At 62.9% G+C, this 19765-nt stretch carries 18 protein-coding genes, 1 tRNA gene and 1 pseudogene; 13 read left to right on the top strand and 7 right to left on the bottom strand.

Features of this window, described 5'->3' with window-relative positions:
* Positions 1-39: 39 nt before the first annotated feature.
* Positions 40-1287 (top strand): MFS transporter, encoded by a 1248-nt coding sequence (locus tag FTO74_RS18020; protein WP_220399053.1) that lies wholly within the window; start codon positions 40-42, stop codon positions 1285-1287.
* Between the two features lie 351 nt (positions 1288-1638).
* Here the strand turns inward: FTO74_RS18020 and FTO74_RS18015 are convergent, their stop codons facing one another.
* The 3 genes from FTO74_RS18015 to FTO74_RS18005 form a co-directional block, all read right to left on the bottom strand.
* Entirely contained in the window at positions 1639-2232 is a 594-nt protein-coding gene (locus FTO74_RS18015) for a Spy/CpxP family protein refolding chaperone (protein WP_162539379.1), read from the bottom strand.
* A gap of 75 nt (positions 2233-2307) precedes the next feature.
* A complete protein-coding gene (locus tag FTO74_RS18010) occupies positions 2308-2886 on the bottom strand; it encodes a hypothetical protein (RefSeq protein ID WP_162539378.1) in 579 nt (192 codons plus the stop codon).
* Positions 2883-3545, bottom strand: coding sequence for a sigma-70 family RNA polymerase sigma factor (locus FTO74_RS18005; protein ID WP_162539377.1), 663 nt, complete (start codon positions 3543-3545; stop codon positions 2883-2885). The genes FTO74_RS18010 and FTO74_RS18005 overlap by 4 nt, the downstream gene beginning before the upstream one ends.
* A 175-nt stretch (positions 3546-3720) precedes the next feature.
* Between FTO74_RS18005 and coaD the strand changes: the two genes are divergently transcribed.
* Together coaD and FTO74_RS17995 are read left to right on the top strand one after the other, a co-directional pair.
* The gene (coaD, locus tag FTO74_RS18000; protein ID WP_162539376.1) at positions 3721-4212 is read left to right on the top strand and encodes a pantetheine-phosphate adenylyltransferase; all 492 of its coding nucleotides are present in this window, start codon (positions 3721-3723) and stop codon (positions 4210-4212) included.
* Positions 4209-4826, top strand: coding sequence for a class I SAM-dependent methyltransferase (locus FTO74_RS17995; RefSeq protein ID WP_255462373.1), 618 nt, complete (start codon positions 4209-4211; stop codon positions 4824-4826). Before coaD ends, FTO74_RS17995 begins: the two co-directional genes overlap by 4 nt.
* Here FTO74_RS17995 and FTO74_RS17990 read toward each other — a convergent pair.
* Positions 4823-5854, bottom strand: a complete 1032-nt coding sequence (locus FTO74_RS17990; protein WP_162539375.1) for a hypothetical protein — start codon at positions 5852-5854, stop codon at positions 4823-4825. The two genes, FTO74_RS17995 and FTO74_RS17990, sit on opposite strands and share 4 nt — an antisense overlap.
* A gap of 156 nt (positions 5855-6010) precedes the next feature.
* Between FTO74_RS17990 and FTO74_RS17985 the strand changes: the two are divergent.
* The 5 genes and pseudogenes from FTO74_RS17985 (at position 6011) to FTO74_RS17965 (ending at position 10924) form a co-directional block, all read left to right on the top strand.
* Positions 6011-7211: pseudogene (locus tag FTO74_RS17985) on the top strand (pyridoxal phosphate-dependent aminotransferase).
* A gap of 53 nt (positions 7212-7264) precedes the next feature.
* Positions 7265-8392: a mannose-1-phosphate guanylyltransferase gene (locus FTO74_RS17980; protein WP_162539374.1), complete on the top strand. Its 1128-nt coding sequence runs from the start codon at positions 7265-7267 to the stop codon at positions 8390-8392.
* Positions 8392-9828 (top strand): phosphoglucomutase/phosphomannomutase family protein, encoded by a 1437-nt coding sequence (locus FTO74_RS17975; RefSeq protein ID WP_162539373.1) that lies wholly within the window; start codon positions 8392-8394, stop codon positions 9826-9828. Before FTO74_RS17980 ends, FTO74_RS17975 begins: the two co-directional genes overlap by 1 nt.
* The gene (locus FTO74_RS17970) at positions 9825-10259 is read left to right on the top strand and encodes a GyrI-like domain-containing protein (protein ID WP_162539372.1); all 435 of its coding nucleotides are present in this window, start codon (positions 9825-9827) and stop codon (positions 10257-10259) included. The genes FTO74_RS17975 and FTO74_RS17970 overlap by 4 nt, the downstream gene beginning before the upstream one ends.
* Positions 10256-10924, top strand: coding sequence for an HAD-IA family hydrolase (locus FTO74_RS17965; RefSeq protein ID WP_162539371.1), 669 nt, complete (start codon positions 10256-10258; stop codon positions 10922-10924). Before FTO74_RS17970 ends, FTO74_RS17965 begins: the two co-directional genes overlap by 4 nt.
* A 14-nt stretch (positions 10925-10938) precedes the next feature.
* On the opposite strand, the gene kdsB is transcribed toward FTO74_RS17965, so the two are convergent.
* The gene (kdsB, locus tag FTO74_RS17960; RefSeq protein ID WP_162539370.1) at positions 10939-11676 is read right to left on the bottom strand and encodes a 3-deoxy-manno-octulosonate cytidylyltransferase; all 738 of its coding nucleotides are present in this window, start codon (positions 11674-11676) and stop codon (positions 10939-10941) included.
* Between the two features lie 285 nt (positions 11677-11961).
* Here kdsB and FTO74_RS17955 point away from each other — a divergent pair.
* From FTO74_RS17955 to FTO74_RS17945, 3 genes are all read left to right on the top strand, one after another.
* Positions 11962-12038 (top strand) — tRNA-Met (locus tag FTO74_RS17955).
* A gap of 39 nt (positions 12039-12077) precedes the next feature.
* Positions 12078-13382: a hypothetical protein gene (locus FTO74_RS17950; RefSeq protein WP_162539369.1), complete on the top strand. Its 1305-nt coding sequence runs from the start codon at positions 12078-12080 to the stop codon at positions 13380-13382.
* Positions 13383-13449: 67 nt separating this feature from the next.
* The gene (locus tag FTO74_RS17945; RefSeq protein ID WP_162539368.1) at positions 13450-13746 is read left to right on the top strand and encodes a hypothetical protein; all 297 of its coding nucleotides are present in this window, start codon (positions 13450-13452) and stop codon (positions 13744-13746) included.
* 306 nt (positions 13747-14052) lie between these two features.
* On the opposite strand, the gene FTO74_RS19455 is transcribed toward FTO74_RS17945, so the two are convergent.
* Positions 14053-15003, bottom strand: coding sequence for a hypothetical protein (locus FTO74_RS19455; protein WP_181955713.1), 951 nt, complete (start codon positions 15001-15003; stop codon positions 14053-14055).
* 161 nt (positions 15004-15164) lie between these two features.
* Positions 15165-17096, bottom strand: a complete 1932-nt coding sequence (locus FTO74_RS17935) for a lytic transglycosylase domain-containing protein (protein WP_162539985.1) — start codon at positions 17094-17096, stop codon at positions 15165-15167.
* A 333-nt stretch (positions 17097-17429) separates the two neighbouring features.
* Here FTO74_RS17935 and lepA point away from each other — a divergent pair, with 333 nt between their 5' ends.
* On the top strand, positions 17430-19232 hold the full coding sequence (gene lepA, locus FTO74_RS17930; RefSeq protein ID WP_162539367.1) for a translation elongation factor 4: 1803 nt from the start codon (positions 17430-17432) through the stop codon (positions 19230-19232).
* Positions 19233-19386: 154 nt separating this feature from the next.
* A complete protein-coding gene (locus tag FTO74_RS17925) occupies positions 19387-19686 on the top strand; it encodes a helix-turn-helix transcriptional regulator (protein ID WP_162539366.1) in 300 nt (99 codons plus the stop codon).
* The last annotated feature ends 79 nt before the right edge of the window (positions 19687-19765 follow it).

Raw genomic sequence — 19765 nt, 5'->3', positions numbered from 1 at the left:
CCTTCCTTGAACGGCGGCGGGACGGCGATAATAGACCCAGTGGACTCCAGCTCTGTCTTTCGCGAACCCTCTTACCGCCGCTTCTGGATGGCTCGCATCTGCTCGACCATGTCCTTCCAGATGTTTGGCGTTGCCATCGGCTGGCAGGTCTACGCTCTCACTCACAGCACCTTTGCGCTGGGCATGGTGGGGCTGGTGCAGTTCACGCCCATGCTGCTGCTGATGCTGGTCGTCGGCCACGTCGCCGACCGTTTCAACCGCAAGACCATCATCAGTATCTGCCAGGTGGTCGAGTGCTCCACTGCCGCGCTGCTCGCGGTCTCCAGCTACTTCCACTGGCTCCATCCGGTGGGCATCTTCTGCGCCGTAGCGGCGGTCGGAGCCTGCCGCGCCTTCGAGACGCCTTCAACCCAGGCGATGGTCCCCGGCTTGGTGGAGGAATCGAAAGTTCCCGCCGCTATCGCCTGGTCGTCTTCGGCCAACCAGAGCGCCACCATCGTCGGCCCGGCACTGGGCGGCCTGCTCTACGCCCTCGGCGCGCACATCCCCTACGCGCTTTGCGCCTGCCTCTACGCCACTGCCTCGATCCTCTCCTCAGGCATCCGCCCGCGCCGCCGTGCAGAGGCCAAGCCCGCCGCCACGGCCAGCTCTATCTTCTCCGGCATCCACTACATCCGGGCCCGCAAGAACATCCTCGGAGCCATCTCGCTCGACCTCTTCGTGGTTCTGCTCGGAGGGGCAACGGCGCTGTTGCCCGCCTACGCCCGCGACATACTGCACACCGGCCCCTGGGGGTTGGGCCTGCTGCGACTCTCCCCGGCCATCGGTGCGCTCAGCACCTCCATCTTTCTGGCCCGGCACCCTATCCGCAGCCGTGCCGGACACCGCATGTTCACCGCCGTCATCGTCTTTGGACTGGCCACAATCGGCTTTGCTCTTTCACGTTCAGTCCTGCTCTCGATGGCGATTCTCTGCGTTCTGGGCGCGGCGGATGTGGTGAGCGTCGTCGTCCGCTCGTCGCTGGTCCAGTTAGAGACTCCAGACGCTATGCGCGGCCGCGTCAGCGCGGTCAATGCGCTCTTTATCGGCACATCCAACCAACTCGGCGAGTTCGAATCCGGCGTCACGGCCTCCTGGTTCGGGATCGTTCCGGCCACGATCATCGGCGGCGTTGGGAGCATTTTGATTGCGCTGTGCTGGATGCGTCTCTTCCCCGGACTGCGTACGCTGGAGCGGCTGAGCGGACCACCGGCCACGGAGCAGGAAGAGCAGTCTTCCGTGGCTTAGAGGATCTTTGTTTCCGACCAACGGGAGGAGCACGCGAAGCAGTAAAAAGGCGTGCAAACGCCCGCTCTCCGCGTAGGAGGACCGTCCGTCAGGACGTCTTTGCAGTTTTTGAAGGAAGCATACCTCAGGAATAACGACAAAAGCGGAAGCAGATTCGCTCCTGAATGACAACCAAAAGAACAGGCAACAGCGCCCTCGCGCCGGGCGGGCGGCACTTCGTGCGGTCTTGGACGCTTCGCGTAATCCCCCTTTTTATTTATCAGGGGTGGTTTTCCGTTTGTTTGGGGAAGAAAAGATAAAAGCGCGGCCCCTGGCATGGGAGCCGCGCTTTTATCCCTGGTTTCAATCGAGCTACTCGATCTCAGGCGTGCCCTGCGGCTGGCCGGTCGTGCCCTGCCCCTTGCTCCCGAGCTGGCCGCCGCGCCCGCGCATGGACGAACCGCCCATCTCTCCGCGTCCTCCAAAACCGCGCCCGCCAAAGCGGTTATGCTCCATCTCGTGCAGCGTAGTCCACTGCGCTGCGGTCAATACGCCGCGGATGCCGAAGAGCATCTTCGCGTTCGCCTTCTCCAGCTCCGCCCGCGTGTCGGCGATCTTGCCGATCTGGGCCAGCGCCTTCGCCGAGTCGGGCGGATTGGCGTTCATCAGCGGCTCCAGCATCAGCTCCTGCTCCTCCAGCTCTGCCTTGATGTGGATGAGCTGGACCTTCGACTGGAGAAAGATATCCTCCATCCGCTTCTGCTGGTCGGCCGTCAGGCCCAGCTTGGTGGCGATCTCCGGGTTCTTCCACCACATGCCGCCGGGGCCGTGGTGAAAGCCTCCTCCCATCTCGCCGCCACGGAAGGGAGGAGGCCCATCTGAACGCATGGGTCCCTGGGCGTAGGCGGCCAGAGAGCCGGTGAGCAGTGCGAGTGTGGCAAGGCGAACAAAGCCGCGAGTAGTCATAGGTCAATCCTTTTTAAATCTTTGAATCTTTGAGCAGCTGGGAACGTGTCTGTATCAAGCTTGGCGAGCGGGCTTTCAGCGCGGAGCGTCATCGTCATCCACGGGTTGCGCGTTGGCAAATCGGCTCGCCGGGTCGGCCAGCAGCTCGAGCGACGAGGGAACGGACGCGGAGAGATCCTGGCTGATGCCCTGGAGCAGCGCCTCGTCCCCGGCCTCGGTGGTGACAGCGGGGGCGGCTTTTGCCGTAGCCGCCGGGCGGCTGAAGAAGGTGTTCACAGCCGCCAGCGGATCGGCGCCGGCGTGGTGGACGAAGGGAAGCGCGAAGGCTGCCGCCAGCGTCGCCGCCACCAGTGCCCATACCGAGCTGCGGCGCTCGTTGTGCCGGTTGGAGTCCGCTGCAACACGCAGCTTCGAAGCCGGTTTCTGCACCCGGGCGGCGCTCATCGTGGCCGAGTAGCGAAGCGACCCCAACAGCGACTCCATGTGGGTAAACTCCTGGTTGCACTCGGGGCACTGCTGCAGGTGCCGCTGCCGCGAGGCCAGCGAGAGCGCCGTGGGATCGTCGGCGATAAGCAGGTCCGATATCTGGTCGGCGGTCAGGCAGAGAGTATCGAGCTTGCGAGCGGGATTCGAATTGGGGCTATAGCGGTTCATAGGGAGTCCTTTGTAGGTGCCTGTCCGTCGGTCTGAACGCCAGCCTGAACACCAATCTGGGGCTGGCGGGCACGGACGGCGGCGATGGCGCGGTAAAGATGGCTCTTGACGGTGCTGACAGGAAGTCCGGTGATAACGGCGATCTCGCCGATGGGCTGTTCCTCGACGAAGCGCAGCAGGAAGACGGTGCGCTGGCGCTCGGAGAGCGTGGCCACGGTCTGCCACACCAGCGCCAACTGCTCCCGCGCGATCAGGCGCTGCTCGGTGGAGCTTGCCGGGTGGGCGAGTTGCCCGGCCATCTCTTGCGGATCGACCTGGGTGGAGGCCACGTTCTTCCAGAAGCGGAAGCGGTTGGTGCGGGTGTGGTCGCGCAGCAGGTTCAGGGCGATGGTGGTTAGCCAGGTGGAGATGGAGGAGTCGCCCCGGAAGGTCGCACGGGCGGTCCAGGCACGCAAGAAGGTGTCCTGCGTCAGCGTCTGGGCCAGGTCGTGGTCGCGCAGCGAGGCGTAGAGAAAGCGGAAGATTCTCGGCTCATAGAGCGCATGCAGGGCCTCGATATCCTCTATCTGGACCGCCGGTGGAGCGACCTGCCCGGCGGCTCCGGGCAGCGGAAACTCCGGTTCGGCGAGGCTGGCGGGATGGAGTACGATCGGCGTCATCTTATCCGTATCTTGATCCGTCGCTGGGGCTGTCCTGCGGTATTTCCAGCGTTTCTAGCATTTCTATTAGGAGAGACGCGGCGGTTCCCGAGAAGACTACACCTGGAGGTATTTTTTCGCGCTCCTCCGGCGTGTTCCGCTGGAGCCTGCCGCTGGGATATGCTGCTTGGGAGCTATGCAAACCGTTACGGCAATCTATCCGGGCACCTTCGATCCCCTGACCAACGGCCATCTGGACCTGATCGCGCGCGGCTCCAAGATCGTGGACAAGCTCGTGGTGGCGATCCTCCGCAACTCGGAGAAAGGCACCCCCTTGTTCACGGTGGAGGAGCGGCGCGAGATGATTACCGAGGCGGTTGCACCCTTCGATAACGTGAGCGTCCTGACCTTCAACGGCCTGTTGGTGGACTTTGCCCGGCAGCAGGGGGCCAAGGCGGTGCTGCGCGGCATCCGGGCCATCTCGGACTATGAGTACGAGTTCCAGATGGCGATGATGAACCGCAAGCTCGACCCGGAGCTGGAGACGCTCTTTATGATGCCCGCCGAGAAGTACACCTACGTCAGCTCGCGGCTTATTAAGGGTGTCTTTCAACTGGGCGGAGACGTCTCCTCGCTGGTGCCGCCGCTGGTCATGGACCGGCTGAAGGCCAAGACGGCTGCCGAGTGACCCAGCCTACTCTCTCCCTGCAAGAGCAGTTCGGCCAAATCGACATCTACGTCTTCGATCAGATCCTGCGCGGCAACATCGCGCCGGGGATGCGCGTGCTCGACGCGGGCTGCGGCTTCGGGCGCAACCTGGTCTATCTGCTGCGGGCAGGCTGCGAGGTCTTCGCTGTCGATGCGGACCCACGCGGGGTGGACCATGTCCGCCGCCTGGCCACGATGCTGGCTCCCGCCCTGCCGCCTGCAAACTTTCGGGTCGCGCCCATCGAGCAGATGCCCTTTCCCGGCGAGCTGGCCGACGTCGTCCTCTGCAACTCGGTGCTGCACTTCGCTCGCGACGCGGCTCACTTCCGCGCGATGCTGGAGGAGCTATGGCGCATGGTGCGGCCCGGCGGGATGCTCTTCTGCCGCCTCGGCTCGCGGATCGGCATGGACTTCAACGAGATCCGCCCCGGCATCTTCGAGATCGGCGACGGCTCGGAGTGGTTCCTGGTCGATGAGGAGGAGCTGCTCGAGCTGACCGAAGAGCTGAACGCGGTGCTGGTCGACCCGCTCAAGACGACCATCGTGCAGGACTACCGCTGCATGACGACCTGGGTGCTGCGCAAGCGGCGTTAGTGGGGGGAGTTATCGGAGGCCCAGTAGCTGGTGCGGGCGGAGACCTGGAGGTCTGGATGTCCGGCGATGTGGAGCTGGAGGGAGTGAAAACCGGGCTGCTTCGACGTGGGGCGGAAGCTAAGCGTGGAGGTGGCGGCGAAGTGATTTGCCAGGAGCGAGAGTTGCCGCTCCAGCTCCGCTTTGGTGGCGAAGGGGAAGGATTCCCCGCCGGATAGCATGGCGATGGCGGATGAGGTATCTTCGCGCATTGCGCTGAGGGCCATGCCGAGAGGCTTGTCGAGATTGAAGGTGTGTTGCAGCGGTGGATAGTTGGGCGCCAGTTGGTAGAGCGGATTTTCGTGGCGTGGCTTGGTGAACTGGTCTTTGAGCCAGGCTTTTTCAGGTGAGAAAGTAAGGCACTCGATGGTGATGTTGTTTTCGCCAAGGCGCTTGATGATGTCTTCCGCGTGAGCGAGGCTGCCTTCGTCGTGGGTCTGGCTAAGGAGGACGATGATGCGGCGGCGGTTGGGCGGTTGCTTGCGGAGCAGATCGATGCCACTGCTAACGGCATCGAGGATGGCTGCCTTGCGATCGCCGGGATCGGGTTTGGCGAAGCCGTCTTCAAGATCGGCGATGTTGGGGGTGAAGTCCCAGAGGTATTCGGGCTGGCTGTCGAAGGTGACCATCGCGATCTGGTAAGGCGAGTTGGCGGTGAGATAGGTAAGCATGGTGCCGAGCTTGGCGTAGTCGGGAAACTGGCGCGGAGCCGATGCGCCGGTTTGCATGAGGACGACGAGGGAGAGCGGCTGGTGTTCTGTATCCTCGAGGGCAACAGTTTGAGGCACTCCGTTGTCGGTGAGAAGGAAGTCGGAGGCCTGGAGGGTTTGGACCAGGTCGCCTGAAGATTCGCGGACGAGGGCCGGGACAACAACCAGGTCGGTGGTAGTGGTGATAGTCGGGATTTGCGGTAGACTTTGTGCGCAACAGGCGGGGGACAGGCAGAGGGGCAGGAGCAGAGCGAAGGCCTGCGAGAGTGAGCGCGGCTCCATTGCTTTTATCGTAGCGCCTCGGTGGAATTCGCGACAACGAGGGGGAGGCATCCTCAAGAGCCTTAGCCTGCCCAGCGCGGAGTCGCTTGATCTTCCACCCGCGGATTCCACTTCGGTGGGGTTTATTTCGCCGTCGAACTCTGAAACACTAGACCCATGAGCACAGCGACGGCGGTAGCGAAGAAAGTTTTGACGGATCGGATCAACCGGATTGAAGTATCGGCAACCATGGCGATTACCGCCGAGGCCCTGCGCCTGAAGGCCACAGGCGTGCAGCTCTCTGATTTTGGCGCGGGCGAGCCGCACTTCGCCACGCCGCAGCACATCAAGGCCGCGGCCATCGAGGCCATCGAGAAGGGCTTCACCCGTTACACCGCCGTGGCCGGTATCCCCGAGGTCCGCAAGGCCATCGTGGACCGCCACGCCGAGGACTTCGGCTCCGACTACAAGGTCGACGAGTGCGTCTTCACCACCGGCGGCAAGCTGGCCCTCTTCAATGCCATCCAGGTGCTGGTCGATCACGGCGACGAGGTCATCCTCCCCGTGCCCTACTGGGTCTCGTTCAAGGACATCATCCAGTACGCGGGCGGTGTCGTAAAGCTGGTCGAGACCTCCGAGGCCGAGAACTTCCGCGTCACCGCGGCCATGATCGAGGCGGCCATCACCCCGGCCACCAAGTGCATCATCCTGAACACGCCGTCGAACCCTCGGCGCGGTCGTCTCGGCCGAGGACCTCGAGGCCATCGTCCGCATGGCCCACGAGCGCGGCATCTACCTGCTGTTGGACGAGTGCTACGTCTACCTGACCTTCGCGGGCAAGCCCGTCAGCGGCGGCTCGTTCACCGACTGCAAGGAGCACGTCATCATCCTCGGCTCGCTCTCGAAGACCTACGCCATGACCGGCTGGCGCGCCGGGTTCGCGCTGGGTCCGAAGCCCATCATTGCGGCCATGAGCAAGCTGCAGTCGCAGTCCACCTCGAACGCGGCCAGCATGGTGCAGCGCGCCTCCATCGCGGCTCTTGTAGGCTCGCAGGAGTGCGTCACCGAGATGCGTGCCGACTACCTGAAGCTCCGCGACCGCGTACTCGCGGGCTTTTCGACGATCCCCGGACTCACCTGCACTGTGCCGCAGGGCGCGTTCTACGTCTACCCGAACGTGAAGAACTTCATCGGCCGGGGCGGCATCCAGTCGGCCTCGGACCTGGCGGCGAAGCTGCTCAGTGAGGCCCACGTGGTCGTGGTTCCGGGCGAGGCGTTCGGCACCACGGAACACATCCGTCTCTCCTACGCGGTCTCGGCCGACGTGGTGGACGAGGGTGTGAAGCGGATGCGGGAGTACTTCGCCAGCCTCGGCTAAAACTCTGAGTCTGTTTACATTACCTTCGGTCGGATTCCGCTACGATGGTGCATATGAAAAATGAGGTTTCAGGTGTAAAGTTCGCGCCGGTGATCCTGGCAGGCGGCAGCGGGACGAGGTTCTGGCCTCGCAGCCGCCGCTCCCGGGCCAAGCAGGTGCTCGCGCTCGATGGCGACGAGACCATGATCCAGCAGACGCTTACCCGCCTGCTGCCGGTCGCCAAAGCGTCGGACGTCTGGGTCATCACCAACCACTGGCTCGACAAGACCATCGCCGAGCAGATGCCCGAGGTTAGCGCCGACCACATTCTGAGCGAGCCTGCGCCGCGCAACACGGCCCCGGCCTGCGCGCTGGCCGCGTTCATGCTGGAGAAGACCGAGCCCGATACCGTCATCGGCATCTTCCCTTCGGACCACGTCGTCGCGCACATCGAGCGTTTTGCTGAAGTGCTGCGTGCGGGGATCAAGCTGGCCGCCGCGGGCGAGAACATCGTCGTCCTCGGCGTGCCGCCCACGCGCCCCGAGACCGGCTACGGCTACATCGAGCAGGGCACCGCTGTGGAGACCGAGGACGGCATCCCCGTGCGCCGCGTTCGGCGCTTCCGCGAGAAGCCCGACCGCCACACCGCCGAGCGCTTCCTCAGTGCCGGAAACTTCGTCTGGAACGGCGGCATCTTCCTCTGGAGCGCGCGCACCCTCGCCAACGCCATCCGCGAGCACGCCGCCGACATGGCCCCGATCCTCGAGACCATCGCCGCCGCCTTCGGCACGCCGGAGTTCGAGCGCGTCTTCGCCGAGGAGTACCCGAAGTGCGAGAACATCTCGATCGACTACGCGATCCTCGAGCCGCGCTCGGCCAAGGGCGAGCTGAAGTCCGGCATCTACTGCCTGCCCGCCGACTTCGGCTGGAACGACCTCGGCTCCTGGGCCTCGCTGCACGAGCACCTCGGCAGCTCCGACGAGGATAACGTCATGGACGGCCCCACCAACGGCCTGGTGGCGTTGCAGTCCGAGGGCAACTACGTCTACGCGCCGGGTAAGATGGTCGCGTTGCTGGGCGTCGACGGTCTGGTCGTCGTCGAGACCGAAGATGCCCTGCTTATCACCACGCGCGAGCGGTCTCAGGACGTCAGCAAGGTCGTACGCGCGATCCACGACAGCGGAAGGGAAGAGTTGATCTGATGAGTACAGTCAAGTTCGGAACCGACGGCTGGCGCGGAATTATCGCGGACGACTTCACCTTTGCCAACGTGCGCGTGGCCGCCTCCGCCATCGCTCACTACGTTCTCGAGCACGAGGACGCCGCCGCTGGCGTCTGCATCGGCTGGGACACCCGCTTCGGCTCGCGCTCCTTCGCCCGCGTGGTGGCCGAGGTACTCTCCGGCGCAGGAATCCCGGTCCAGCTCGCTGGCGTGGTCACGCCCACCCCGGCGCTCTCCTTCGCGGTGCGCGGACGCAAGGCCGCAGGCGGCGTCATGATTACCTCCAGCCACAACCCGGCGGAGTGGAACGGCGTCAAGTACAAGGCCAGCTACGGCGGCTCGGGCAAGCCCTCCATCATTGCTTCCATCGAGACCTATCTCGACAAGCCGCTCCCCGCCGCCGCCACCCCGGCCCCCATCGTCGAGGTCGACTTCAACCCCGAGTACATCGCCGCCATCACTCAGTTCGTCGATCTTGCGGCCATCAAGGCGTCGGGCTATAAGTTCCTCATCGACACCATGTACGGCGCGGGCCGCGGCGTCATCGCGGGCATCTTCACCCAGGCGGGCATCCCCTTCGTCGAGATGCGAGCCGAGATCAACCCGGCCTTCCCCGGCATCAACCCTGAGCCGATCCTGCCGCACATCGCCGAGACCCAGCAGCGCGTCGTCGCCGAGAAGTGCGATGCGGGCTTCGTCACCGACGGCGACGCCGACCGCATCGGCGCGGTGGACGAGCACGGCAACGTGGTGGACGCACACAAGATCTTCGCCATCCTGCTCCAGTGGCTGCTCGAGCGCAAGGGCTGGCCCGGCGATGTCACTCGCGCCTTCAACACCACGCTCATGCTCGACCGCATTTCTGCCAAATACGGTCGCACGCTGCACGAGCACGGCATCGGTTTCAAGTACGTCTGCGACCTGATGCTCGAGAAAGACATCCTCATCGGTGGCGAGGAGTCGGGCGGTGTGGGCATCAGCCGCCACCTGCCCGAGCGCGACGGACTGTTGAATTCGCTGCTGCTGGCCAACGTGATGGCCGACGAGAAGAAGACCCTCGGCGAGCTGGTCGCCGCGCTCCAGGCCGAGTACGGCGAGCACCAGTACGGCCGCATCGACATGCACATCGACGATGCGCTGAAGGTTTCGGCTATCGAACGCGCCCGCGCCGTCAAGGCGGGCGAGCAGTTTGCCGGGATGAAGGTCCTGCGCGTCGAGACCATGGACGGGATCAAGTTCTTCCTCGAAAACACCGCCTGCGCGGGCAAGCCGAACGCCGCCGAGACCTGGCTGCTGCTGCGCGCCTCCGGCACTGAGCCGCTGCTCCGCGTCTACTGCGAGAGCTGCTCGGTCGAGAGCGTCAACGCCGTGCTCGAAACCGCCCGGCAGTACGTGCTGGCAGGGAAGCCCGCGTGAGCAACGCCGTGCAGGACGTTCGGGCCTTTACTGTGCTGGGTTTGGCGGCCAGGGCCTCGAACGCAGCGCCCGAGGCCATCGGCGCACTTTGGGGGCAGGTCTACGCGGCGGGTGGGGCGCAGTCCATCGCGGCTCGGCTGGACGATACGATCTACAGCGTCTACTGCGAGTACGAGGGAGACCACACCAATCCGTACACCGTTGTGATCGGATGCGCCGTCGCACCCGATGCGGCGACTTTCGAAGGCATGAGAAAGATCCACGTGGATGCGGGCCGGTTCGCGGTTTTTCCCGCGACGGGCGAGCTGCCGCAGAGCGTGATGGCGGCATGGGCCGAGGTCTGGAGGACGCCGCTCGAGCGCCGCTACCAGGCCGACTTTGAACGATACGAGAACAACAGCAGCGCGACGATTTACGTGGGGGTTCAGTGAAGTTAGCAGCGAAGGGCATCTTGTTCGACATGGACGGCGTACTGATTAGCTCGATTGCCAGCGTGAACCGTTGCTGGCGTCGCTGGGCGCAGCACTACGGCATTGAAGGCTGGGAGACCTACACGATCCCCCACGGTGTCCGCGCGCTGGACGTGATGCGTTCGCTCCGGCCCGACTTCACCGCCGAGGACGAGGCCGTCGGGCTGCGCCTCATCGAGGACATGGAGATCGCCGACATCGCCGACCTGAAGGTGCTGCCCGGCGTGCGCGCGCTGCTGGAGTCGCTGCCCGCCGAGCGCTGGGCCATCGTTACCTCGGCCACGCGCCGCCTGATGCTGGGCCGCCTTACCGCCGCCGAGCTGCCCATCCCCGGCCGCATCATCGCCGGAGATGACGTGGTGAAGGGCAAGCCGAACCCCGAGCCGTACATGAAGGGCGCAGCGCTGCTCGGCTTTGCCCCGGCTGAGTGCATCGTGGTCGAAGACGCGCCCTCGGGCGTTGGGGCTGGCGTCGCCGCTGGCTCCCGCGTGCTCGGCGTACTGGGCACGCACGAGAAGGACGAGCTGTACGCGGCGGGTGCGGAGTGGGTTGCACGCTCGCTCGAAGATGTCACCGCGAGCATCGGCCCGGACGGCCTCATCGTAGAGCTGGCCGGGTTGGCCTAACTAATAGGATTGGCCTAGCTGCGGCTGCGCAGCAAGGCTTCCACCCGCTGCAAATCCTCTTCCGTATCGACGCCGATGGTGTCGTAGGTCGTCGGCTCCACGTACAGGCTGATGCCGTTCTCGAGAAACCGTAGCTGCTCCAGCCGCTCCGTCATCTCGAGTTCGCTGGGCTCGAGCGCATGAAAGCGCGTGAGCGCCTGCGCCCGGTACGCGTAGAGCCCGATGTGCTTCCAGACGTTCTGCTGCTCGCCGACCCGCTCGCGGGCATAGGGAATCGTCGCGCGCGAGAAGTACAGCGCCCGCCCGTCGAGCGCGGTCACCACCTTCACGGCGTTCGGGTTGGCGATGTTGGCCGGGGTGCAGGACACCTTCAGGGTAGTCACCTCGACGTGCGCCTGCTGGAACGGCCGCAGTAGGGCGGTCAGGTGCTCCGGCTTCAACAGCGGCTCATCCCCTTGAATATTGACGTAAAGCTCAGCCGGATGCAGTTGGGCCACGGCATGGACGCGGTCGGAGCCGGAGGGCAGGTCGGGCGAGGTCAGCTCCACCGGCCAATGGTGCGCCCGGCAGACCGCTGCCACCTCCTCGGAGTCGGTGGCGATGATGACCCCGTCCAGCTCGGGACAGGCGCGCGCGGCCTCGTAGACCCACGCCAGCATGGGCTTGCCGGCGATCTCTCGAAGAACCTTACGGGGCATGCGGGTAGAGGCGAGGCGGGCGGGAATCACGCCGAGGGTGCGGGGCTGGCTCATATTTTCTCTTCGATTGTAACCAGCAAAGGCTTGTCCTGCCGGACGGGCCCGCTGCGCGTGGGGCGGGCGTTTGCACGCCTTTTTATAGCTTCGCGTGGTCCTCCCGCTGTCGGAAACAAAAAATGCTCGCTGCCGACCAACGGGAGGCCCTCAGAAGATGGCTTCCCCATGCCGCCCCGAGAACGGCACGAAGTGCTGCGGTTTGACCTTGTTTACTGGGCCTCGTATCATGGTTACTGGCGGCACTGGTCTGGAACGGCACAGAGGCGGCTCCCTTCAACACCAGGCGGTGTAGCTCAGATGGTTAGAGCGACGGACTCATAACCCGTAGGTCGACAGTTCGATTCTGTCCACCGCCACCAAGCTATATTTCTCAAAACAAATATCTTCAGGCTAAGACCATGCTTCGTTCCCGGTTCCTCTCCAGGTGCCTCAGTGTAGCCCTCTCTCTCTGCCCGGCAGGTATGGTGGCTGCCCAGACGACTATTCAGACGACCATCCAGACGACGCTCTCGGTCCCGGCGCGGACGTTCGTCGAGAGCCTCGGCGTCAACACGCACCTCGAGTACACGGACGGGCGCTATGCCGATGCCCAGCGCGTCCTGAAAGACCTTCAGTTTCTTGGAGTCAGCTACGTCCGGAACGGGATTCCGCAGTCCATCGAGCACCAAGGCCTGGGCCTCGGGCTCGAGTCGTGGGACACTCTGGCCAAGGCAGGAGTGCGGTTCAACGTCCCGATCCCCGGCGACGCGGACCTGCCCCTGCAGATGGAGCAGATCCGCATCGAGCTGAAGCGGCACCCCGGCATGGTCGCCTCCGTGGAGGGGCCGAACGAGATCAACAACGCTCCCGTGCACTACGCCGGGCTGACAGGCGACGAAGCGGCCCGCGCCCTGCAACGGGCCATCTACACCGCCGTCCACTCCGAGCCCATGCTGCGCGGCGTGCCGGTCTACTACTTCACGGGCGGCTCCCCGGTCGATCTGGCGCAGTCTCCGGGGCTGGCGGACTTCGCAAACGCCCACCCCTACCCCCACTTCGGCGAGCAGCCGTCGACGTGGCTGGCGAAGGAGTTTCGGGACTACTTCGAGGCCAGCGAGACGACCCCGAAGGTCATCACCGAGACCGGCTACTACACCGACCCCACCAGCCGCGACTGGGGCGGCGTGGACGCGCCCACGCAGGCCAAGCTGCTGGTAAACACCTGGTTCGACGCGGTGCAGCAGGGTATTTCGCGCACGTTCCTCTACCAGCTTTTGGACCCCTACGCCCCGACGCAGCCCCAGGGAGTGGGAGCCGATGCGAAGCTGGGGCTGTTCTATCTGGACGATACTCCCAAGCCCGCGGCGCTGGCCATCGCCCGCCTGACGAAGCTGCTGGCGGACCGGCCTTCGCGTCCGCAGGCTATCCCCATGATGCTGGAGGGGATGCCGGAGACCGGACACAGCCTGGTCCTGACCAGGGCCGACGGTTCCATTTTGGTAGCGTTATGGAACGAAGTGTCAATATGGGATACCAAATCAATGAAGTCACTTGCGACGCAGCCGGTAAAGGTGAGATTGTTGGTGAGAGGCCGCGAAGCCCTGCAACTTTTTGATCCTGTAAATGACACAAGAGAGTCATTTACGAAGGCGTCGGGAGGCGAGGTCAGCGTCGAGGTGCCGGATCACGTGGTCCTGATCGTGTTTGCTCCTCAGCATTCGTAATCGAAGCCATATAGCCGAGTCACAAGATGCCTTATCGCAGAACCATGCTGGATTCGAGGGTGTGAGTATGTCCGAGGCAAAGAACGAGAGAACAGGGCTGGAACCTATAGCCACAAATTCAGCCGCGAAGCTGCTTGAGGAGAAGGACCGGCGGATCGCGACGCTTGAGGCTTCTCTGCACATACAGCTTGGGTATAAAGAGGCGTTTCTCGCGGCACACACCGCGCTGGTCAATGAGCTGAACCTGGAGATCTCCCGGCTCTCGCACTGCCTGGAAGATATGCGGTCGGCGTTGTCGGTCAGCACGCTTTCGCGGAGCACCGTGGTGGAGCATCTCGCAATTCCACGCTACTTGCTCAACTAGCTGATACAGCCCCGGTAGAGCAGCCCGGTAGATCCGTTAGATCCCCCCTTCATCCCTGCCCCCGTCCGACTCGAGGGCTTCGCCCATTTCTTTATCGTCGTTCGGGAGTGAAGCGGAGGAATCTGCTTTTGTCGTTGTCCCCGGAGATAGGTCCGCGCTTTAGCCTCGACATCAAAAAACTTCACCCCGCTCCAAGGACGGCATGAAGTGCGCACGCAGAAAGGCCCGGACTCTCAGGGATCGAGGGACCGGGCCTTTTTGCTTGCCTGAAACGTAGGAACTACGTTGCCTGTTTACTGCGTAAAGCTACTTCTTTGCGGCGACCTTCTTGGCCGGAGCCTTCTTCGCGACAGTCTTCTTCGCCGGAGCCTTCTTGGCGACGACCTTCTTCGCGACAACCTTCTTCTCAGCGACCTTCTTGGCTACGGCCTTCTTGGCGACAGTCTTCTTCGCCGGGGCCTTCTTGGCTACAGCCTTCTTCGCTACGACTTTCTTTGCGGGTGCTACTGCTTTCTTAGTTGCCAAGGGAATACCTCTCTTCATTGGTTTTTTGCTGCTTGCGGTGCTCTTGCTGCCGACTGCTTTTTTAGGAGCAGCCTTACCGCCGCGCAGGGAACTTAGCTTCTTCGCGGCAGATGTCGAAATCTTTTTCGCTACGGCCTTCTTGGCGGCCGTCTTCTTCGCCACAACCTTCTTGGCGACAACCTTCTTCGCTGGAGCCGTCTTCTTCGCGGCCACAGCTTTCTTTGCGGTCACCTTCTTGGCAGGGGCCGCCACTGTCTTCGCAGCGACAACCTTCTTCGCCGGTGTCTTCAGCGCAGTTGCGGCCTTCGCCGGAGCTGTCTTCTTGGCAGGTGCAGCCTTCTTCGCCACAGTCTTCTTCGACGCTGTTTTCTTTATCGGCGCGGCTTTCTTTTTCGCCATGCCTGCCAGCACGGTTCCGACATCGGGCGTGTTCTCATCCGGCACGGGCAGCACAGCCTCTACCGTCGGCGGCTCATACGGATCGATCGGGCTGGCGGGCAACTCCGTCAACACGGCGACCTCGACGTACGAGGTAGAGAAGGGAAGATCGTCGTCCTCGTCCTCAACCAAGCTGTTGCCCGACGAAGGCTCATCGTCATCGGAGGTCAGCGTGACCTCTTCCTCTTCATCATCCTCTTCATCGTCGTCGGAGGCGCGACCATAGAGATCGTCCTCGTTTGCGGACGCATAAAGTTTGATCGGTTCGTCGAGTTCGAAGTCATTCTTCTTCATGATGAGAGATCCTCTTGCGATTCGTTACTGTCTGAGTTTCAGATGCGTCCTGCACGCGTTGCGACGCGAAGATGCGTACAACATCGCACGGATGATAGCAACAGGATGCCTTGATGTGCCAGTCATAGCAAGCAATCTTTTTCAGAGGGAACCCACTAGGGTTATCTTTTCCTCTTCTTCGAGCTTGAGCCATGCGTTGCTGCGTGTGCGGAGCCGCTGCTTGCATGTCCCTTCTGACTCGCTTTAGAGTCGCTCTTCACGCTGGTTTGAGAGCCACCCCTGCGTTCGCTCTTCGATCTTGATGACGTGCGTCCATACCCGCGTGCCGCTGAGCCGCGACTCTTTTGACCAGCACTGGCGCGCCTTCCGCGTCCACGAGCTGAAGGCCCCAGACGCACCGGCTCGGAGACATACAGCGTGCGTCCCGGCCTCACGCTCGACGAGCTAAGGTTGTTCCACCGTCGCAGATCCTCTACCGATACGTTGAAGCTATCGGCCACCGTAACCAGGGTGTCGCCACGCCGCACCGTGTAGTGCTGCGGACCAACTCCGCCACTGGCCAACTGCACCGGCACTACCAGCTCATCGCCCTCCTCCATCGGGTCGGACGAGCTGATCCCGTTCGTCGTCGCGATCTCCGCCGCGTGCCCATGCAGCGCCGCTGCAATCGACTCCACCGTCTCGCCCGGCTTCACGATGTGGAACCGCCACGACGCGCGCCGGTCCTCCGGAATATCCTTCAGCCGATCGAGAAACAGTTGCTTCGTCCCCGCTGGCAGATGCAGGTCGAAGCTGATGTCTCGCGGAGTCGTCATGCGCAGCAGGCTTGGGTTCAGCGCGGCGATCTCAGCCACACTCACCTCGGTCACATCCGCGATCAGCCGCAGGTCGATCGCATAGTCCACCGTGATGGTGTCGTAGATTACCGGCTTATCCGGCACCATCTTATCCAGCCCATACTTCTCTGGATTCTTGGCCATGATGATCGCCGCCAGAAACTGCGGAACATACGCTTTTGTCTCCGCAGGCATCATATTGCGCTTGTACAGTTCCCAGAAGTCCGCGTAGCCGGTCCGCATCACGGCTCGCTGAATATTCCCCGGACCCCAGTTGTAGCCAGCCATCGCCAGATACCAGTCGCCCAGCTGGTTATAGAGCGACTTGATGTACTTCGCATACGCTCGAGAACTCTTCTCCGGATCGAACCGTTCGTCGAAGTACCCGTTCTGCACCAGCCCATACGCACCGGTCGGCGCGAACTGCCACATTCCCCCGCAACCCGATTTCGCATTCACCACCTGCGGCTGAAAGCCCGACTCCGCCACCGCCAGATAGATCAGATCCTGTGGCACACCCTCTTCGGCCAGTACCTTCTGGATCATCTCCCGGTACTTGCCCGCGCGCTGCAACGACGCTCTCATGTGTGCCCGGAAGGCCGGAGAGTTTGCAAACGCATTGATATACCCCGCCACCTGGTCGTTGATGACCAGAGGCAGATCTGACGTCGTATCCAACTCAGATTTCAGCTTTGCCGTCAGCGCGGGGTCCGCCGCTGTAAAGGTCAGTCCGTTGGCCGCATCGAGCGGCGTGGCCTCCAGCTTAGGCGTCAGCCCGTTGCCCTGCTTCAGCGCCGCTATCTCCAGCGAGTTGATCGCGTTCAGCAGATGGTCGAACTCATCGGCGAGCTGCGGATCGTTCTTCAGGTCCAGCCCGCTCGAGAGCATCGAGTCGACGGCATAGTCGAAGTCCATCCTGGCCGCGTCCAGCCGGTTGGCCTCGTAGTTCTGCACGCCGCTGCGGTACGACTGCTCGGCCTTGTTGATGAGCAGTTGCGCCTTCTGCGCGTTGGCCATCGCTTCGGCGGTCTGCGCCGGAGTCATGGCAGGCGTAGCCGCCGCCGGGGCCGCTCCAGCCTGAGCACTGTTAGCCGCTGGCAAAGCAGGCGCGGTAGCGTTGGCGGGCGTCGCGGCCTGGGTCGCAGGCTCGTTGGCCGGACACCCCGCCAGCAGCGTCAGCGAAGCCGTCAGCAGCGCGAGAGCACAACCGCGGACGGCACGGGATTCTGTTTGTGGGCGCTTGTTGGACTCAGGCATCGACACTCGTTCGATTGTAAGACGTTTATCGCACCACAAAAGCCAACAGGCGTTCACACGCCTTTTTAAAGCTCCGCGTGGCCCTTCCGCTAGTCGGAAAGAAAGATTCTCGCTGCCGACCAACGGAAGGCCCTCAGAAGATGACTCCCCTATACTGCCCCGAGAACAGCACGAAGTGCCTCCGCGTGGCCCTCCCGTTGGTCGGAAAGAAAGATTCTCGCTGCCGACCAGCGGAAGGCCCTCAGAAGATGACTTCCCTATACTGCCCCGAGAACAGCACGAAGTGCCGAAGTACCGCTGGTATCATGGATGCTGAGGCATCTCCTACCCGCAATGGATCCAAAGCACATTCGCAACTTCGCGATCATCGCGCACATCGACCACGGCAAGTCCACGCTCTCCGACCGTCTCCTCGAGCTGACCGGCTCTCTCTCGCACCGCGAGATGCAGGCCCAGGTCCTCGACGCCATGGACCTCGAGCGCGAGCGCGGCATCACCATCAAGGCCCACACCGTCCGCATGATCTACAAGGCGCACGACGGCGAGACCTACCAGCTCAACCTCATCGACACCCCCGGCCACGTCGACTTCTCCTACGAGGTCTCACGCTCGCTGGCCTCCTGCGAGGGCGCGCTATTGGTGGTTGACGCCTCCCAGGGCGTAGAGGCCCAGACCCTCGCCAACGCCTACCTCGCCATCTCGAACGGCCTCGAGATCATCCCGGTCATCAACAAGATCGACCTGCCCTCCGCCGACATCGAGCGCACCAAGGAGATGATCGAGAAGGCAGTAGGCCTACCTGCTGATGATGCGGTCGCAGTCAGTGCTAAAACCGGCCTCAACGTCGAAGCGATCCTCGAAGCCGTAGTCACGCTCCTCCCGCCCCCCAAGGGCGACCCCGACGCGCCCCTCCAGGCCCTCATCTTCGATAGCTGGTTCGACGCCTACCGCGGCGTCATCGTGCTCGCCCGCATCATCAACGGCCGTATGCGCAAGGGCATGAAGATCAAGGTCATGTCCAACGGCCGCGTCTTCGACATCGAGAGCATGGGCGTCATGACCCCCAAGCCCGTCGCCCTCGACGAGCTGACCGCAGGCGAAGTCGGCTTCTTCGTCGCGACCATCAAGAACGTAGCCGACACCAAGGTCGGCGACACCATCACCGAGGTCGACCGCCCCTGCGCCGACGCGCTTCCCGGCTTCGAAGACATCAAGAGCATGGTCTTCGCGGGCCTCTACACGGTCGATTCGCACGAGCACGCCATGCTCCGCGATGCGCTCGAGAAGCTCCGCCTCAACGACGCCTCGTTCTCCTTCGAGCCTGAGTCGTCGGTGGCCCTGGGCTTCGGCTTCCGCTGCGGCTTCCTCGGCCTCCTGCATCTTGAAATCATTCAAGAGCGCCTCGAGCGCGAGTACGACCTCGACCTCATCACCACGGCCCCCGGCGTCCGCTACAAGATCACCCTCACCGACGGCTCGGAGATCGAGGTGGACAACCCCTCGCGCTGGCCCGACCCCTCGAACATCGAGCAGATCGAAGAGCCGGTCATCATCGCCAAGATCCTCACCAACGAGGAGTACGTGGGCGGCATCCTCAAGCTGGTGGAAGAGAAGCGCGGCCGCCAGCAGAACATGGAGTACGTCTCCGACACCCGCGTCCTCATCACCTACGAGCTACCGCTCAACGAGATCGTCCTCGACTTCTACGACCGCCTCAAGACGGTCTCCCGCGGCTACGCCTCGCTGGACTACGCGCTGGCTGGCTCCTGGGTCTCGCCGATGGTCAAGATGGACATCCTCATCGGCGGCGACCCCGTCGATGCGCTGTCGATCATCATCCACAAGGACTTCGCCCAGCAGCGCGGCCGCGCCCTGGTCTCGAAGATGCGCGAGCTGATCCCTCGCCAGATGTTCGAGGTCGCCATTCAGGCTGCCGTCGGCTCGAAGATCATCGCCCGCGAGACGGTCACAGCCATCCGCAAGAACGTCATCGCCAAGTGCTACGGCGGCGACATCAGCCGCAAGCGCAAGCTCCTCGACAAGCAGAAAGAGGGCAAAAAGCGCATGAAGCGCATCGGCAAGGTAGACATCCCGCAAGAGGCCTTCCTCGCCGTCCTCAAGGTAGGCGAAGAGTAGGTACTTCGTACCGTTCTCGGGGCGGGATGGGGAAGTCCCGCATCGCTGTGTATGACAGTCAACTGTCCACAAGCGCGTTTATCAGGGCTGGTCAAAACACTGGTTGCGACTGTCATGGCTTGACGATCAAACTCTACCTATGTAGAGTTTGATCGTGCAGCTACGACGAACACCACAGACCGTTGATGTGCTTCGGGAATTGCTCGAGGCTCCGTTAGAGTGGCGGCACGGCTATGACTTGTGCCGTTGTCTGGGGCTTAAATCCGGAACCTTATATCCCATCCTGATTCGGCTAAGTCAAAATAACCTTCTCGATACGAAGTGGGAGGTTTCGGAAGGTGGGAAGCCACCGCGTCACATGTATCGACTCACGCAGACGGGCAAGCGGTTTGCTCTGGAGTGTGTGTCGGAAGAACGAACGATTGCGACGAAACAACCAGCCTTCGGAGTATGAGTGCGATGAGTCTCATTCGAACCACAGCCAGCAAAATCGCGAACTTTATCGTCCGGTATGCCTCCGCCGGCTCAAAGGA

The sequence above is a fragment of the Granulicella sp. WH15 genome, from assembly GCF_009914315.1.
Classification (GTDB): Bacteria; Acidobacteriota; Terriglobia; order Terriglobales; family Acidobacteriaceae; genus Edaphobacter.
The sequence above is the reverse complement of the archived record's forward strand: the minus strand, read 5'-3'. Positions and strand labels throughout refer to the sequence as shown.

Bases quoted from the DNA above. Each gene is read 5' to 3' on its own strand.
- FTO74_RS18015 (WP_162539379.1), bottom strand. From the start codon at position 2,232: ATGACTACTCGCGGCTTTGTTCGCCTTGCCACACTCGCACTGCTCACC.
- FTO74_RS18010 (WP_162539378.1), bottom strand. From the start codon at position 2,886: ATGAACCGCTATAGCCCCAATTCGAATCCCGCTCGCAAGCTCGATACT.
- FTO74_RS18005 (WP_162539377.1), bottom strand. From the start codon at position 3,545: ATGACGCCGATCGTACTCCATCCCGCCAGCCTCGCCGAACCGGAGTTT.
- coaD (WP_162539376.1), top strand. From the start codon at position 3,721: ATGCAAACCGTTACGGCAATCTATCCGGGCACCTTCGATCCCCTGACC.
- FTO74_RS17990 (WP_162539375.1), bottom strand. From the start codon at position 5,854: ATGGAGCCGCGCTCACTCTCGCAGGCCTTCGCTCTGCTCCTGCCCCTC.
- FTO74_RS17980 (WP_162539374.1), top strand. From the start codon at position 7,265: ATGAAAAATGAGGTTTCAGGTGTAAAGTTCGCGCCGGTGATCCTGGCA.
- FTO74_RS17975 (WP_162539373.1), top strand. From the start codon at position 8,392: ATGAGTACAGTCAAGTTCGGAACCGACGGCTGGCGCGGAATTATCGCG.
- kdsB (WP_162539370.1), bottom strand. From the start codon at position 11,676: ATGAGCCAGCCCCGCACCCTCGGCGTGATTCCCGCCCGCCTCGCCTCT.
- FTO74_RS17950 (WP_162539369.1), top strand. From the start codon at position 12,078: ATGCTTCGTTCCCGGTTCCTCTCCAGGTGCCTCAGTGTAGCCCTCTCT.
- FTO74_RS17945 (WP_162539368.1), top strand. From the start codon at position 13,450: ATGTCCGAGGCAAAGAACGAGAGAACAGGGCTGGAACCTATAGCCACA.
- FTO74_RS19455 (WP_181955713.1), bottom strand. From the start codon at position 15,003: ATGAAGAAGAATGACTTCGAACTCGACGAACCGATCAAACTTTATGCG.
- FTO74_RS17935 (WP_162539985.1), bottom strand. From the start codon at position 17,096: ATGCCTGAGTCCAACAAGCGCCCACAAACAGAATCCCGTGCCGTCCGC.
- lepA (WP_162539367.1), top strand. From the start codon at position 17,430: ATGGATCCAAAGCACATTCGCAACTTCGCGATCATCGCGCACATCGAC.